Genomic DNA, 14,797 nt, shown 5'->3' with positions numbered 1-14,797 from the left:
GCGTTGATCGCCCTTCTCTCGTGCTCAGTACCAGGCATCCGCCATTTCGAGCTTTTTACGGCTCATGAAATCCTGCAGTGCCTCGTCTATTTCAGGATCGAGCGGCGGCGCCTGGTATTCGGCCAGCGCCTTCTTCCAGCGCCGGTTGGCGCGGATGGCGGCATCTTCCGATCCGGCCGCTTCCCACTTCTCGTAAGGCTCGTTGTCGGCGATCTCGGAATCCCAGAATGCCGTCTCATAATTGGCCAGCGTGTGGGCCGAACCGAAGAAATGGCTGCCCGGCCCGACTTCCCTGAAGGCGTCGAGCGCCAGCTGGTTATCGTCGATCTTGACGCCATCGAGATAGGTGTGCAGCGCGCCGCAGAAATCGGCGTCCATGACGAATTTTTCGTAGGACATCGACAATAGCCCGTCGAGGAACCCGGCCGAATGCAGGATGAAATTGGCGCCGCAATGCACCGCCGCCAGCATCGACATGGTGCCTTCGTTCATCGCATGCGCGTCGGGCAGTTTCGACGTGGTGAAGTTGCCGGAACATCGCAGCGGCAGGTTCAACCGCCGCGCCAGTTGGCCGATGACCATCGAGCCGATCGCCGGCTCGGGCGTGCCGAAGGTGGGCGAACCCGAGCGCAGCGACATCGACGACAGAAAGTTGCCGAAAATGACCGGCGCGCCCGGCCGCTCGAGTTGTGTCAGCGCGCAGCCGGCCATGGTTTCGGCCAATGACTGGGCGATGGCGCCGGCATTGGTCACCGGGCCCATGGCGCCACCGAGGATGAACGGTACGATGACCGCCGCTTGGTTGGCGCGGGCATAGGCGCGCAGCGCCGTGGTCATCGTCGCGTCCCAGACCAGCGGCGAGTTGACGTTGACATTGCCGAGGATGACGCAGTTTTGGTCGACGAAATCACGGCCGAAGACGATGCGCGCCATGTCGATCGAATCCTCGGCGCGGCTTTCTGCCGTCACCGAGCCCATGAAGCCGCGGTCGGAATATTTGATATGGCTGTAGACCATGTCGAGATGGCGCTTGTTGACCGGCACGTCGACCGGCTCGCAGATGGTGCCGCCGGAATGATGCAGCCATGGCGACGACTGCGCCAGTTTCACGAAGTTACGGAAATCCTCGATCGTGCCGTAGCGGCGGCCCTTGTCGATATCCATGACGAAGGGCGAACCGTAGGCTGGCGAAAAGACGACGCTTTTGCCGCCGATCTCGACCGAGTTGGCGGGATTGCGGGCGTGTTGGGTGAAGCTTGCCGGCGCGGTCTTGAGGATTTCGCGCAGCATGCCCGGTTCGAACTTGACCAGCACGCCATCGATATCAGCCCCCGCCCGCTTCCAATGCGCCAGAGCAACCGGGTCGTCGCGGAACTCTATGCCGATCTCGGCCAGGATGCGGTCGGCGGTCGCCTCGATGCGCAGCAAATTCTCTTCCGACAGGATGTCGTAGGTCGGGATGTTGCGGACGATGTAAGGCCGGCTGAGCCCTTCCGAGCCATGCGAGCGCAATTCGCGCCGGGCGATGCGGCCACCGCCGCGCTCACGGCGTTTGGCGGGTTCGACTATCGTCTCGGCGGCCGGTGCGTTCATGGAGCCTCCATCTGTTCCCGCAGTCAATCTACGCAGACAAAATGCCGATGTGACGCTGGAAAATCCTGATCTCTTGTATAAGCTCAGCTTATGCGAAGCCTGCGCCACCTCCTGCCCTCCGCCGGCAGCCTGATCGTCTTCGAGGCGGCCGGGCGGCTGTCGAGTTTCACCGCCGCCGGGCGCGAACTCGGCATGACGCAGGCTGCCGTCTCCTATGCGGTGCGCGGGCTGGAAGAACAGCTGGGAGCCCAGCTGTTCCAGCGCCGCCACCGCCAGGTCGTCCTGACCGAGGCCGGCGAGCGCTTCCACGCCGACGTTTCGCTCGGCCTTTCGCATATCCGCAAATCGGCGGAGGATCTGCGCCTGCAGGCGACCGGCGGCCATGTGACGCTGGCGGCGTCGACGGCCTTCGGTTCCTTCTGGATGATGCCGCGCCTGCAGCAGTTCCGCGACGAACTGCCGGGCATCGACCTGCGCATCCAGACCGCCGATCGCGACCTCGACATCATCGCCGAGGGCATCCCGCTGGGCGTGCGCGGTGGCGAGCCACGCGACTGGCCGGACTATCATTCGCTGGCGCTTGCCGACGAGGAAATCTTCCCGGTCGCCGGCACCAGCTATCTGGCGAAATTCGGCATGCCCAGAACCGTCGATGAACTGGCCACTCACCGCCTCATCCATCTGGAGGAACCCTACCGCGAGGCGGCAAGTTGGGATGAATGGTTCCAGTCGGCCGGCGGCAGCCTCGACGATACCGCGCGCGGCCTGCGCATCAACGACTACGGCCTGGTGATCCAGGGCGTCATGGAAGGGCAAGGCATCGCGCTCGGCTGGCGACACCTCGCCGAGCGCCTGATTGCATCCGGCCTGCTGGTGCCGGTGACGGATCATGTGCTGAAGACCGGCAAGGCGTTCTATGTCGTCTGGCCGAAGAACCGCGAGCTCAGCGACAACGCCCGCAAGGTGCGCGACTGGCTGGCCGCGCAGGCGTAGGCCCGCCAGCGCAATCCGGCGCGTGACCGGATTGCGTATGCTGGATCAGACCGAACCGTCATTCTTGAGGCCGAGCACATCGATCTTGTCGATGGTCGGCGGGCCAGCGAACAGCGTCTCGGCATTGGCCATCAGCGCCTTGGCAATCTCGCCGGTGAGATGCGCCTGCCGACCTGCCTCGTCGTGAAAGGCATCGAACACGCCGAAGACGCTTGGCGAAAGCTGCAAGGCGAACCAGATCGGCGTCCCGGCTTCCTGATTGGCCAGTTGTAGCCCGGTCTTGAGGAACGCGGCGACGTCCTTCTCCTTGCCGGGCTTGGCTTCGAAGCGTGCGAACAATGCAAGTTTGATCATCGTCTTCTCCTCGTCGTTGTGCGGCCAAGGCGGCCGTCCAAACAACAGTCGCAGAATCGATCTGGAAAACGTATTGGCAAAAATGACATCTTTGATATCATTATTGCCATGAACATTTCCGTCCTTGCGCTTGATGGCGTCTTCGACACCGGACTGGCCACGATGCTCGACGTGTTCGGCACCGCCAACGAACTGGCTGGGATGCTGGCATCCCCACCCGGCCGTTTCGCGACCAACATTGTCGGGGTGAGCGAGACGATCCACACCGCGCAAGGCCTGCAGGTGCCGATCGTCTCGATGGGCAGCGAGCCGGCTCCTGATTGGTTGGTGATCCCCGCGATCGGCCAAAAGATGCCAGGCCCGCTTGGCGATGCGCTGAAGCGAAGCGACGTTGCCAGAGCGACCAGGGCGCTGCGCGCCGCCGCCGATACCGGCGTGCGCATCGGGGCCGCCTGTATCGGCACTTTCATCCTGGCGGAAACCGGCCTGCTCGACCGGCGGCCGTCAACCACGACCTGGTGGCTGGCACCGATGTTCCGGCAACTCTACCCGCAAGTGCGGCTCGACGCCTCGCGCATGCTGATCAACGACGGGCAGTTCGCAACCGCCGGAGCGGCACTCGGCCATATCGATCTCGCTCTGATGGTTATCCGCCAGACAAGTCCGGAGCTTGCGGCGCTGACCGCGAAATATCTGATCGTCGACAGCCGGCCACTGCAATCGGCCTATGCGATCTCGGACCACCTCGCCCATTCGAACCCGCTGGTCGAGCGTTTCGAGCGCTGGGCGCGCGGCCGTCTCGCCGCCGGCTTCAACCTCGACGAGGCGGCCGCCGCCCTGGGTGCCAGCAAGCGGACGCTGTCGCGGCGGGTCAACGACGTGCTTGGCAAGACGCCGCTGTCCTATTTTCAGGATCTGCGCGTTGAACAGGCTGTGCATTTGTTGAAGACCACATCCGACAGCGTCGACGAGATCGCCGGGAAGGTCGGCTATGGCGACGGGGTGACGCTGCGCAATCTGTTGCGCCGGCGGCTGCGCAAGGGCGTGCGTGAAATCCGTGCCGCGAACTGATCCACCGCTCTCGTGATAATGCCTCTCCCGCGCCCCCCGAATCCGCCTATAGTGCTCCGATGCCCATTCGCCAGCTTTCCGAAACGATGATCAACCAGATCGCCGCCGGCGAAGTCATCGAGCGTCCGGCAAGCGTGGTCAAGGAACTGGTCGAGAATGCGCTCGATGCCGGCGCCTCGCGGGTCGAGGTCGTCACTGCCGGCGGCGGGCTGAACCTGATCCGCGTCACCGATGACGGCTCCGGCATTTCCGAGCCGGAGCTGGCGCTGGCGATCGCGCGTCACTGCACCTCCAAGCTCACCGAGGATATCAACGACATCCGCTCGCTCGGCTTCCGTGGCGAAGCGCTGCCGTCGATCGGCTCGGTGTCGCGGCTGTCGATCCGCTCGCGCCCGGCAACAAGTGACAGTGCCGCCGAGATCGGCATCGAGGGCGGCCGCGTCCTGCCCGTCAAGCCGGCGGCGGCCAATCGCGGCACCACGGTGGAGGTGCGCGACCTGTTTTTCGCCACGCCGGCCAGGCTCAAATTCATGAAGGGCGAGCGCGCCGAAAGCTCTGCGACCAGCGACGTGGTCAAGCGCATCGCCATCGCCTTCCCCGCCGTGCGCTTCACGCTGGCCGGCTCCGACCGCTCGACGCTGGAATTGCCGGCGACGGACGACAGCACGCAAGGCAGCCTGCGTCGCGTCGCCCAGGTGATGGGCGCCGACTTTCCGGACAATTCGATTGCCATCGAGGCGATGCGCGAAGGCGTGCATCTGACCGGTCACGTGTCGATCCCGTCCTTCACCCGCGCCAACGCGCTGCAGCAATATGCCTATGTCAACGGCCGCCCGGTGCGCGACAAGTTGATTGCCGGCGCCATTCGCGGCGCCTTCGCCGACGTCCTGCCGCGCGACCGCCATGCGGTGACGGTGCTGTTCCTGACGCTCGATCCTGGTATCGTCGACGTCAATGTCCATCCGGCCAAGGCCGATGTGCGGTTCCGCGATCCCGGACTGGTGCGCGGGCTGATCGTCGGGTCGATCCGACAGGCACTTGCCGATGCCGGCATCCGTGCCGCCACCACGGGGGCCGCCGGCATGATGGCGGCGTTCCGGCCTGGTGCCGCGTCCTACGGTCACGGCGGGCCTGCCAATGGCCACCGCAGCTACGAGGCATCATATCATGCCTCCGGCCCAGCCGGCTTCGACCCGGCGCGCTCGCCGCATCGGCCGCTCGACATGGGTTTTGAGAGCTTCGATCAACGCGGCCTGCGTGAAAACGAGCAGGCGGCGTTCGATACCGGCCCGCTTGCCAGCGCCGATGCGCGCGCCGGGCAGAGCGAGGCGGCCGAGACGCTGCTTGGCGCTGTGCTGGGCGCGGCGCGCGCGCAGGTGCACGAAAACTACATCGTCGCGCAAACCAAGGATTCGCTCATCATCGTCGACCAGCATGCGGCGCATGAGCGGCTGGTCTATGAGGCGCTGAAGAACGCGCTGCATTCGCGCGCCGTGCCGTCACAGATGCTGTTGCTGCCGGAGATCGTCGATCTGCCGGAAGAAGATGCCGAACGGCTGGCGATGCATTCGGAGACACTGGCCCGCTTCGGCCTTGGCATCGAGCGTTTCGGCCCAGGCGCGGTCGCGGTGCGCGAGACGCCGTCGATGCTGGGCGAGACCAATGTCCAGCAACTGGTGCGCGACCTCGCCGACGAGATCGCCGACAACGACACGGTCGACACGCTGAAGGAGCGGCTGGACAAGATCGCGGCAACCATGGCCTGTCACGGCTCGGTGCGCTCCGGCCGGCTGCTCAAGGCCGAGGAGATGAATGCGCTGCTGCGGCAGATGGAGGCGACGCCAGGTTCCGGCACCTGCAATCACGGGCGGCCGACTTATATCGAGCTTAAGCTGGCGGACATCGAGAGGTTGTTTGGGCGGCGGTGAAGACCTTCGGTTTCAATAAGGTTGGCGCCAAGCACCCCCACCCGGACCTTCGGTCCGACCTCCCCACAAGGGGGAGGTAGCGCGCAGAGCCTTACCCTCCCCCTTGTGGGGGTCCGAAGGACGGGCGAGACCCGTGGCTCGCCCCGGCAAGTCGCTGCGTAGCAGCGGGGTGGGGGTCCGAAAAGGGCCGCTCTTCAGCGGCCCTTTTCGATTCAAGCAATCCTTATAACCCTCTGACTTACCTCTTCAAATTCACCACGATCACACCGCCGAGCGCCAGTGCCCCGCCAAGCATCCCGAGCAGTGTCGGCACTTCGCCCAGCCAGAAGAAGCCGATGAGGGCGGACATCGGCGAAACCAGATAGAGGAAGTTCGAGGCACGTGCGGCCGGCAGGCGCGACAGCGCGGTTGCCCAGGCGGCATAGGCGATGAGGCTGGGCACGATGCCGAGAAAGATGACGGCGCCGAGGCCGGCCGTGTTGGCGACCGCCGCCTGGGCAAAGCCGCTCGGCAGGAAGGGCGACAGGCAGAGCGCGCCGAGCACCATGTTCGAAGCCGAAATGGTCAGCGGATGATGGCGGGCGAAGAGTGGCTTCTGGACGATGGTGTTGACGGCCGAGCAGAGCGCCGAACCCAGCACCAGCAGTGCGCCGGCGTTGAAATGCAGGCCATGCCCGTCGGCCACCGCGATGACGCCGATGCCGGCGAAGGAAATGGCGGTGCCAACCCAGGCCATGCCCGAGAAGCGTTCGCCGAGCAGCGCCATGGCCATGATGGCGGTGAAGATAGGGCTGACATTGATGATGAAGCCGGCGGCGCCGGCCGAAACGGTCAGTTCGCCGAAATTGAGCATGACCGTGTAGAGCGCCACGAAAATGGCACCGCCAAAGGCCAGGCGCCACAACTCGTCGAGCCTTGGCAGCGCCGGTCGCTTGACGGCGAGGAAGATCGCCGCCGGTACCGCGGCGATGGCAAAGCGCAGCGCGCCGAGTTCCAGCGGTCCGAAGGCGGCGAGACCGGCGCGGATCGCCGGAAAGGCGGACGCCCAACCGACCACCGTCAGTGCCACCGCGATGGCTGCGGTGCTGTCCATCCGTTGTGTCGGATTCAACGTGCTGGTCATCGCGCTCATCTCACTATCCTCGTGTGCTCATGCCCTGACACGCAGAAAACGCTTTCTCGAGCTGATTGACAAACGACCAAATCGAGGATCAGCTGTGACTATGGATCACAGCTCAGACACAATGGTGCCGCTCGAAACGCTGCGCGCCTTCGACGCGGCGGCACGGACCGGCAGCTTTTCGGCGGCCGCGGAAAAGCTCAACATCACCCACGGCGCCGTCAGCCGGCAGATCGCCAAGCTCGAGGACTGGCTCGGATTGAAAGTGTTCGATCGCGGCGCGCGCGGTGTCTCGCTGACGATCGAAGGCAACAGGCTGCATCTGCGCACGGCGGAAGCCTTCGCGCTGATATCGAGCCATTCCGACCGCTGGGTCGAGCCGCGCGGCACCGCCGTGGTGCGGCTGACCTCCATCCCCTCGGTCAGCGGGCTGTGGCTGATGCCGCGCATGGCGGCGCTGGAGAACAATCCCTCGAAGCTGCGCATTGTGCTCGATGTCGACATCCGCCAGGCCGACCTTGCCGACGAGGGCATCGACCTGTCGATCCGATGCGGCCGCGGCGGCATTCCGGGCCGTGTCTCGGTGCAGCTCTTCGAGGAATATGTCTTTCCCGTTGCGTCGCCCGAGCTTGCCCGCGAGATCGGCCGTGGCGACCCGGCCCGGTTGCTGAAATTTCCGCTGATCAATGATTCCGACGCCTCGGCCTGGCGCGCCTGGTTTGCGGCGCAAGGCATGGACTACCGCCCGCGCCCGCAGGACCGCCGTTTCGAGGACTACAATCTGGTGCTCGACGCCGCCGCCTATGGGCTCGGCATCGCGCTGGCGCGGCCGCCGCTGACCGGGCACCAGCTGAAGTCGCGCCGCATTACGGCCGTCGATGAGCGCACCGCGCTCAACCCGGTCTCGTACTGGCTCGACCGGCCGACGGGGCGGCCGCGTGCCGCCGCGGCAGAACTGGCACGCCGCATCGCGGTGCAGGCAGGGCTTGCGCCGGAAAGAATCGAGACGTTCATCGAAGCCGAGAGTTAGCGGAGCACCAGCAGCACAAAACCAAGGATCGCGGCGGCCAGGAATCCGGCGGCCAGAGACACCAGACCAACGCTCATCTGCCTGTGTTCGAGTAGCGCCGGATCACCCGGCCGGGCGGCAACCTGCCCTCGCGCCGTCGTCGCACTGGCGATGGAAGCGCGGCGCGGCGGCGAAACCGCGGGCGAAAGAAGCGTCAGCCATGGCAGGGTTGCCGGCCTCACGACGGCACCCTCCTCGACCTTTGCCAGCGGCGGCGCCAAGCCACGTTGGGCAGTGTCACCCTCCGCCGGTCTCCTCGTTGCAGTCGCCGCCGTCGCTGCCGACGCTGGATCTCCGGCTGATTCGCTGTCCGGTTCCGCAAGCGCCAGATAGGCCTGCATTATTTCGGTCGAGGCCGTCTGCTGCGCTCTTGCGGCTGTTGCCGGCAACAGCATCGGCAAAGCCGGTGTCGCTGCCGGGCGGACAAGCGCGTCGGACGGCGCCGGCGGCGCCACCAGCGCCTTCACCAGTGCCGTTTTGACCGGATCGGCCTTTGCCGACGGCACGGCTTGCGGCGTCATCGCTTCCCTGAGCAAGGCGGCAAGGCGGGCGGAAGGAATGTCCATTGTGCCCTATCAACAGCGTTTTCCGCCTGACAATAGGGGTTCAGCATTGTCTCGGGCTTGTCACATGCTTGACCTTGCCGGCAATTTATGGCGATGAAATCCTCATGAACCTCGGCGCCATTGCATGATGAACCGTTTCGAAGGCCCTGGCGGCAAGGAAGCCCGTATCCGCTATCTCGATGGCGACTTCCAGGTTACCAGCCCCGGCGCATTCGTGCGCTGCGCGGTGACCGGCGAAAGCATTCCGCTCGATGAGCTGAAATACTGGAGCGTCGCCAGGCAAGAGCCCTACGTCAGCGCCACCGCATCGCTGCGCCGCGAGATCGAGGTGCATCCCGAGATGCGTAAGCGAAGCTAGAGCAATTCCAGGAAAAGTGTGAAACGGTTTTCCGTCCGGAATTGCGTCAAAACAAAGAGATAGAGCGGTTCGCCGTTTCGGTGAAACGGTGAACCGCTTTAGCCCTTCAGCTTGCGCTGGCGCCAGGCATCGAGCGTTTCGTCGATGATGCGCTCGGGAACGTGGTCGAGTTCGAAAACCGTGTCGATTTCGAGCACCTCGAGCCGGTCGAGAAAGTCCTGCGGGGCGCCATGGCGCAGCCGGGCTGCGTCCTTGGCCGTGGTGATGAGGCCGAGCCCTTCGGTGCGCGCCGTCGCCGCCAGTTCGGCGAGCTCGTCCTCACCATAGAAATGATGGTCCGGAAACGGCCGCGTCAACACCAGCTCGCCGCCGGCTTCGCGCACCGTGTCGAAAAATTTCTCGGGATGGCCGATGCCGGCGAAAGCAAGGAACCGCTTTCCGGCCAGCCCCTGCTTGATGCTCGGTTCGGTATGGGCCTCGAAGATCGGCCTGGCGGCGCGCGCGGCCTGGCGGACCACGGCATCGGCGGCGGTGCCCTCGCCCATCTTCAACAGCCCGCTGGTGAAGACCAGCTGGTCGACGATCCTGGCCCGGAGCGGGCCACCCGGAATGACGCGGCCATTGCCGATGCCGTAGCGCGCATCGACGACGACCAGCGCATAGTCGATGTGGATGCGCGCGCTCTGGAAGCCATCGTCCATGATCAGGAAATCGCAACCATGTCTTTCCAGCAGCAGCCGGGCGCCGGCGGCGCGATTCGGTGTCACCGCCACCGGCGCATGTTCGCCCAGCAGCAACGGCTCGTCGCCGACATGCCTGGCGCTGTCGTGATCGATATCGACGACATGCGGCTCGGCGAAGGAGCCGCCATGGCCGCGCGACAGGAAACCGGGTTTCAGATGCATGCGCTTGGCCTGTTCGGCCAAGGCGATCGCCACGGGCGTCTTGCCGGTGCCGCCAACGGTGAAATTGCCGACGCACAGGACCGGCGCCTCGATCTTCTCGCGCCGGGCCCGCCGCATGCCGCGGCCGGCGGCGAGCGCATAGATGGCAGACAGCGGCGACAGCGCCAGGACCCGCCAGTCCGGCTCTTCCCACCAGAATGGTGGTGCCTCGGAAGCCACGTCAGCGCCCGTTCGCGCCCTTCAGGCGCGACTTGACGACCAGTGGCTGGATGTAGGGCTCAAGCGATTTCAGCGTGCGCGCCAGCGCACCGCGCATCTCGTCGACGGTCGCCACGCCCGCCGCCATCATCTCGTGACGCGCCACTTCGTTGGTCAGCAGGAAATTGACGGCGCCGGCCAGCATGTCGCGATCGCGCACCAGCTTGGCGCCGCCGCTGTCGAGCAAGCGCTGGTAAGCCTCGCGAAAATTCTGCACATTGCGGCCGGCGAGAACCGCCGTGTCGAGCATCGCCGGCTCCAGCGGATTCTGGCCACCCTCCGAGGTCAGCGAGCGGCCGACGAAGGCGATCTCGGTCAGCCTGAGATAGAGCCCCATCTCGCCGATCGTATCGCCAAGCAAGATGTCGGTATCGGCGGCGATCCTGTCGCCCTTGCTGCGCCGCGCGACCTTCAGGCCCATGCCGGAAATCTGTGCCTCGAGCGCCCCGGCGCGATCGGGATGGCGCGGAACGACGATCGTCAGAAGACCATGGTGGCGTTTGTGCAGCGTCGCGTGGACTTCCGCGGCGACCACCTCCTCGCCGTCGTGGGTCGAGATCGCCGCCCAGGTCGGGCGCGCGCCGATCTGCCGCCGCAGCGTCGCCAGCACCCGCTCATCGACAGGCGGCGGTGAGGTATCGGACTTGAGGTTGCCCGACACGGTCACCGGGCGGGCGCCGAGCGAGCGGAAGCGCTCGCCATCGACATCCGATTGGGCAACGACATGGGCGAGATTCTCGAACAGCGCCTCGGCGATGTTGGCCCGTTTCTTCCAGGAGGTGAACGAGCGGTCGGACAGCCTGCCATTGACCAGCACCTGCGGCACGCGGCGCGCGCCAAGCTCGAGGATGGTCATCGGCCAGATCTCGGATTCGGCGATGATCGCCAGATCCGGCTGCCAGTGATCGAGGAACCGGCTGACCGCCGGCTTGAGGTCGAGCGGCACATATTGGTGGATGATGCGATCGCCGAGCCGCTCGTCGGCGACCTGCGCCGAGGTCACCGTGCCGGTCGTCAGCACGATGTTGACGCCGTAGTCGAGAATGCTTTCGACCAGCGGCACGACCGCTATGGTCTCACCGACGCTCGCGGCATGGATCCAGATCATCGGCCCCTCGGGGCGCGGCCGGCCGGCGACGCCATAGCGCTCGCGGCGGCGGCTGCGATCCTCCTTGCCGCGTGACGTGCGCCAGGCGACATAGGGTCCGACCAGCGGATAGGCAGCGGCACCGGCGAAACGGTATGCCGACAGCATGGCTCGCGCCCAGCGACCGCTCATCGCGGACCATCCACGAGACGGTAGGCCTCGGCGGTCGCGGCATTGAGTGCGATCGTGACTTCCTGGCGCTTGCGCTCCATCTCGGCTTCATCGGCGCCGGGCGGCACGAAGATCGGCGCGCCGATGACGATCGACGAGCGGCCGAACGGCAGGTTGATCGTGGTCTTGTCCCAGCTCTTCTCCAGCACCTTGCGGCGGCTGGTGGTGATGGCGACAGGCAGCAGCGGCCGACCGGAGAGGCGCGCCAGGAGAACGATACCAAGCCCCGCGTCACGCGGCGTGCCGTGGGGAATGTCTGCGATCATGGCGACGTTCTTGCCGGCGGCGAGCGACTTTTTAAGGGCGATAAGGGCTTTTGCGCCGCCCTTGTCGAGATGCCTGGCATTTTCGCGCCCGCCCGAACCACGCACCGCCTCGATGCCGAATTTCTCCAGCATCAGCGCGTTGAGCTCGGCATCGGCGCTGCGCGAGACCATGGCGACCAGCGGCTTGCGCTTGGGATAGTAGGCTGGCGTCAACAAATGCTGGCCGTGCCACAGGGCGATGATGCCGGGCTCGAACTCGGTATAGGCGCCGCCCGAAAACCGCGCCGACCCCTCGACGACGCGATTGGTCAGGCGCACGAACCGCACGAACTGGGCGAACAGGTAGGCGATGGCGTTCTTGACGAATCGCGACTGCGCCAGCGGTTCGCGAATCTTGCGCCAGAAGGCTTTGGTCGTGCGGCTGCGGCCCCTGCTCTTGGGCGCGGCCTCGGCGGCTGGCTCTTTCGCCAGATCATGCTCCATCGAAGTCAACCGGCAGCCTTGCTGTCGGGGTCCAGCAGACGGTGCAGATGAACGACGAAATACCGCATGTGGGCATTGTCCACGCTGGCTTGCGCCTTGGCTTTCCACGCTGTGTGCGCGGATTGATAGTCCGGATAGATGCCGACAATGTCGAGCGCATCGAGATCGCGGAATTCGGTGCCGCCAAGCGTCTTCAGTTCGCCGCCGAACACCAGATGCAAAAGCTGTTTCTTTCCGTCTTCCGCGGCCATGTCGGTCCTTCACATATCGTGAGTTTGTGACAGGTCTAGACCAAAGCCGCCGACTTTGGAACCTTCGAAAACGCTTTCACGCATCCAACCCGGCGATGACGGCGGCGAGCACGGCCAGCAGTTCGCCGCTTCCGGCGGCGAGCGCGCCGTGGCGGGTCACCTCGCCGGCATAGAGCGGCGCGCGGCCGTGCTGGTCGAGCAACTGGCCGCCGGCCTCGCGCAAGATGAGATCGGCGGCGGCGATGTCCCAGTCATGCGCGTTCGGCTTGACGAAAGTGGCGTCGAGCGAACCGCTGGCGATCATGGCCAGCCGATAGGCGAGCGAAGGGCTGTAGGGCGCCCGCTTCAGCCGCGCCTGCCAGTCGGCCGGCATCAGGTCGGTCAGCTGCTTCAGCCCGGAAATCTCGGCCGTATCCGCCAGCTTGCGCACCGCAATGCGCTTGCCGTTGCGGAAGGCACCCTGCCCGGGCAGCGCCCAATAGGTCTCGTTCATCGCCGGACATTCCAGCACGCCGGCAAGCGTGCGGCCATGCTCGACGACGGCAACGCTGACGCACCAAGTGCGCTGGCCTTCCAGGAAGCCGCGCGTGCCGTCGATCGGATCGACGACAAAGGTGCGGCGCGCCGAAAGCCGCACCGGATCGTCGACTGTTTCTTCCGAGAGCCAGCCATAATCCGGTCGTGCCGCCAGCAACGTCTCGCGCAGATAGGCGTCGGCGGCGTGATCGGCTTCGCTGACCGGCGATGTGCCGCCCTTCATCCAGACTTGCGGGCTGTTGCCGAAGTAGCGCATGGCGATGGCCCCAGCCTCGCGGGCGGCATCGCGCAGCAGCGGCAGATCGCCAGTGGCGTCGGAAGCGGCACCGGCAGTGGTCAGGTCATGCTCCTGCAAGGGTCATGCCTTCGATCAGGAGCGTGGGGGCGGCGGTGCCGAAATTGCGGTCGAGGTCATCAGCCGGCACCATGTTGAGGAACATGGTCTTCAGGTTCGAGGCGATGGTGACCTCGGCGACGGGATAGGCAAGCGCCCCATTCTCGATCCAGAAGCCGGAGGCGCCGCGGCTGTACTCGCCGGTGACCATGTCGACGCCCTGGCCGAACACTTCGGTGACGTAGAAGCCGGTCTTGAGCGACGCGATCAGGTCCTGCGGCGAGCGCTCGCCCGGCTCGATGGCGAGATTGGTCGATGACGGCGAAACCGAAGAACCGCCGCGCGCGCCACGCCCATTGGTGACGAGCCCAAGTTCCCGCGCGGCCGATGTCGACAGGAACCAGTGGTTGAGCACGCCCTTTTCGACCATCAACAGCCTTTCGCCCTCGATGCCCTCGCCGTCGAACGGACGCGAAGCCTGGCCACGCAGCCTGAGCGGCTCGTCGGTGACGGTGATCGCGGATGCGGCCACCTGCTTGCCCATCATGTCGCGCAGGAACGACGTCTTGCGCGCGACGGAGGCGCCATTGATGGCGCCGGCAAGATGGCCAGCGATGCCGCGTGCGACGCGCGGGTCGAACACCACGTCGATCGGCCCGGTTGCCGCCTTGCGCGCGCCGATGCGGCGTACGGCGCGTTCGCCGGCCTTGCGGCCGATGTCCTCGGGCGCATCGAGGTCGGCAAAATGCTGGCGCGAGGAGAATTCATAGTCGCGTTCCATGCCGGTGCCCTCGCCGGCAATGACGCTGGCCGAACGCGAGAACCGCGAGCCGACATAGTGGCCGAGGAAACCGTGCGACGTGGCCAGCACCAGGCCGCCCAGGCCAGCGCCGGCGCTGGCGCCCGCCGAATTGGTCACGCCCTTGACGGCAAGTGCCGCTGCTTCCGCCGCGAGTGCTGCTTCCTTCAACTGGTCGGCGGAGACTTCCGTGGCATCGAACAGGTCGAGATCGCGCGTCTGTCTGGCAAGCAGCGCTGGGTCGGCCAGGCCCTGATAGGGGTCTTCGGGCGAAACTCTCGCCATGGCAACGGCGCGCTCGGCCAGCACCTTCGGGTCCGAGGCCGCCGTCGCCGAAACGCTTGCGACCCGCTTGCCGACGAAGACGCGCAGCGCGACGTCCTCGCTCTCTGACGATTCGGTGCCTTCGACCTTACCGAGCCGCACCGACACACCCGTCGAGCGGCCGCGCACGGCCACCGCGTCGGCGGCATCGGCGCCGGCCTTTTTGGCAGCCTCGACCAGAGCCGCGACGCGGTCGGTCAATTTTGCTGCGTCTGATGTATCGGTCATGTGTAAAATCCTGCTGGGGCGGCGAGCTTCGGCCGCTGCCAC

Annotated in this window: 15 protein-coding genes; 5 read left to right on the top strand and 10 right to left on the bottom strand. The window is 65.7% G+C overall.

The window, feature by feature from the left end; all coding sequences use genetic code 11:
• Positions 1-24 precede the first annotated feature (24 nt).
• Positions 25-1,593 (bottom strand): trimethylamine methyltransferase family protein, encoded by a 1,569-nt coding sequence (locus tag BPNPMPFG_RS01270; protein ID WP_258592878.1) that lies wholly within the window; start codon positions 1,591-1,593, stop codon positions 25-27.
• Between the two features lie 90 nt (positions 1,594-1,683).
• On the opposite strand from BPNPMPFG_RS01270, the gene BPNPMPFG_RS01265 reads away from it, so the two are divergent.
• Complete coding sequence (locus BPNPMPFG_RS01265; RefSeq protein WP_258592877.1) at positions 1,684-2,586, top strand: LysR substrate-binding domain-containing protein; 903 nt, start codon at positions 1,684-1,686, stop codon at positions 2,584-2,586.
• A 45-nt stretch (positions 2,587-2,631) separates the two neighbouring features.
• Here the strand turns inward: BPNPMPFG_RS01265 and BPNPMPFG_RS01260 are convergent, their stop codons facing one another.
• Positions 2,632-2,940 carry a putative quinol monooxygenase gene (locus BPNPMPFG_RS01260; protein WP_258592876.1) on the bottom strand — a complete coding sequence of 103 codons (309 nt, stop codon included), beginning with the start codon at positions 2,938-2,940 and terminating at the stop codon, positions 2,632-2,634.
• A gap of 108 nt (positions 2,941-3,048) precedes the next feature.
• Here BPNPMPFG_RS01260 and BPNPMPFG_RS01255 point away from each other — a divergent pair, with 108 nt between their 5' ends.
• Positions 3,049-4,011: a GlxA family transcriptional regulator gene (locus BPNPMPFG_RS01255; protein WP_258592875.1), complete on the top strand. Its 963-nt coding sequence runs from the start codon at positions 3,049-3,051 to the stop codon at positions 4,009-4,011.
• Between the two features lie 59 nt (positions 4,012-4,070).
• Positions 4,071-5,939 carry a DNA mismatch repair endonuclease MutL gene (gene mutL, locus BPNPMPFG_RS01250; RefSeq protein WP_258592874.1) on the top strand — a complete coding sequence of 623 codons (1,869 nt, stop codon included), beginning with the start codon at positions 4,071-4,073 and terminating at the stop codon, positions 5,937-5,939.
• Between the two features lie 238 nt (positions 5,940-6,177).
• On the opposite strand, the gene BPNPMPFG_RS01245 is transcribed toward mutL, so the two are convergent.
• Positions 6,178-7,071: a DMT family transporter gene (locus tag BPNPMPFG_RS01245; RefSeq protein ID WP_258592873.1), complete on the bottom strand. Its 894-nt coding sequence runs from the start codon at positions 7,069-7,071 to the stop codon at positions 6,178-6,180.
• A gap of 91 nt (positions 7,072-7,162) precedes the next feature.
• On the opposite strand from BPNPMPFG_RS01245, the gene BPNPMPFG_RS01240 reads away from it, so the two are divergent.
• Positions 7,163-8,089, top strand: coding sequence for a LysR family transcriptional regulator (locus BPNPMPFG_RS01240; RefSeq protein WP_258592872.1), 927 nt, complete (start codon positions 7,163-7,165; stop codon positions 8,087-8,089).
• Here BPNPMPFG_RS01240 and BPNPMPFG_RS01235 read toward each other — a convergent pair.
• Positions 8,086-8,694: a hypothetical protein gene (locus BPNPMPFG_RS01235; RefSeq protein WP_258592871.1), complete on the bottom strand. Its 609-nt coding sequence runs from the start codon at positions 8,692-8,694 to the stop codon at positions 8,086-8,088. The genes BPNPMPFG_RS01240 and BPNPMPFG_RS01235 overlap by 4 nt on opposite strands.
• Positions 8,695-8,818: 124 nt before the next feature.
• On the opposite strand from BPNPMPFG_RS01235, the gene BPNPMPFG_RS01230 reads away from it, so the two are divergent.
• Complete coding sequence (locus BPNPMPFG_RS01230; protein ID WP_258592870.1) at positions 8,819-9,052, top strand: DUF2093 domain-containing protein; 234 nt, start codon at positions 8,819-8,821, stop codon at positions 9,050-9,052.
• Between the two features lie 98 nt (positions 9,053-9,150).
• Here the strand turns inward: BPNPMPFG_RS01230 and lpxK are convergent, their stop codons facing one another.
• From lpxK to BPNPMPFG_RS01200, 6 genes are all read right to left on the bottom strand, one after another.
• Entirely contained in the window at positions 9,151-10,176 is a 1,026-nt protein-coding gene (gene lpxK / locus BPNPMPFG_RS01225) for a tetraacyldisaccharide 4'-kinase (RefSeq protein ID WP_258592869.1), read from the bottom strand.
• A 1-nt stretch (position 10,177) separates the two neighbouring features.
• Positions 10,178-11,494, bottom strand: coding sequence for a lipid IV(A) 3-deoxy-D-manno-octulosonic acid transferase (gene waaA / locus BPNPMPFG_RS01220; protein ID WP_258592868.1), 1,317 nt, complete (start codon positions 11,492-11,494; stop codon positions 10,178-10,180).
• Positions 11,491-12,282, bottom strand: coding sequence for a lysophospholipid acyltransferase family protein (locus BPNPMPFG_RS01215; RefSeq protein ID WP_258592867.1), 792 nt, complete (start codon positions 12,280-12,282; stop codon positions 11,491-11,493). Before BPNPMPFG_RS01215 ends, waaA begins: the two co-directional genes overlap by 4 nt.
• 5 nt (positions 12,283-12,287) lie before the next feature.
• On the bottom strand, positions 12,288-12,533 hold the full coding sequence (locus tag BPNPMPFG_RS01210; protein WP_258592866.1) for a DUF4170 domain-containing protein: 246 nt from the start codon (positions 12,531-12,533) through the stop codon (positions 12,288-12,290).
• A gap of 76 nt (positions 12,534-12,609) precedes the next feature.
• Entirely contained in the window at positions 12,610-13,425 is an 816-nt protein-coding gene (locus tag BPNPMPFG_RS01205; RefSeq protein WP_258592865.1) for a 3'(2'),5'-bisphosphate nucleotidase CysQ, read from the bottom strand.
• A complete protein-coding gene (locus BPNPMPFG_RS01200; RefSeq protein WP_258592864.1) occupies positions 13,412-14,755 on the bottom strand; it encodes a TldD/PmbA family protein in 1,344 nt (447 codons plus the stop codon). The genes BPNPMPFG_RS01205 and BPNPMPFG_RS01200 overlap by 14 nt, the downstream gene beginning before the upstream one ends.
• Positions 14,756-14,797: the final 42 nt, after the last annotated feature.

Source organism: Mesorhizobium sp. AR07, assembly GCF_024746815.1.
In the GTDB taxonomy this organism is placed as follows: domain Bacteria; phylum Pseudomonadota; class Alphaproteobacteria; order Rhizobiales; family Rhizobiaceae; genus Mesorhizobium.
Note: the sequence above shows the minus strand (reverse complement) of the source record. Positions and strands in the feature narration are given on the sequence as shown.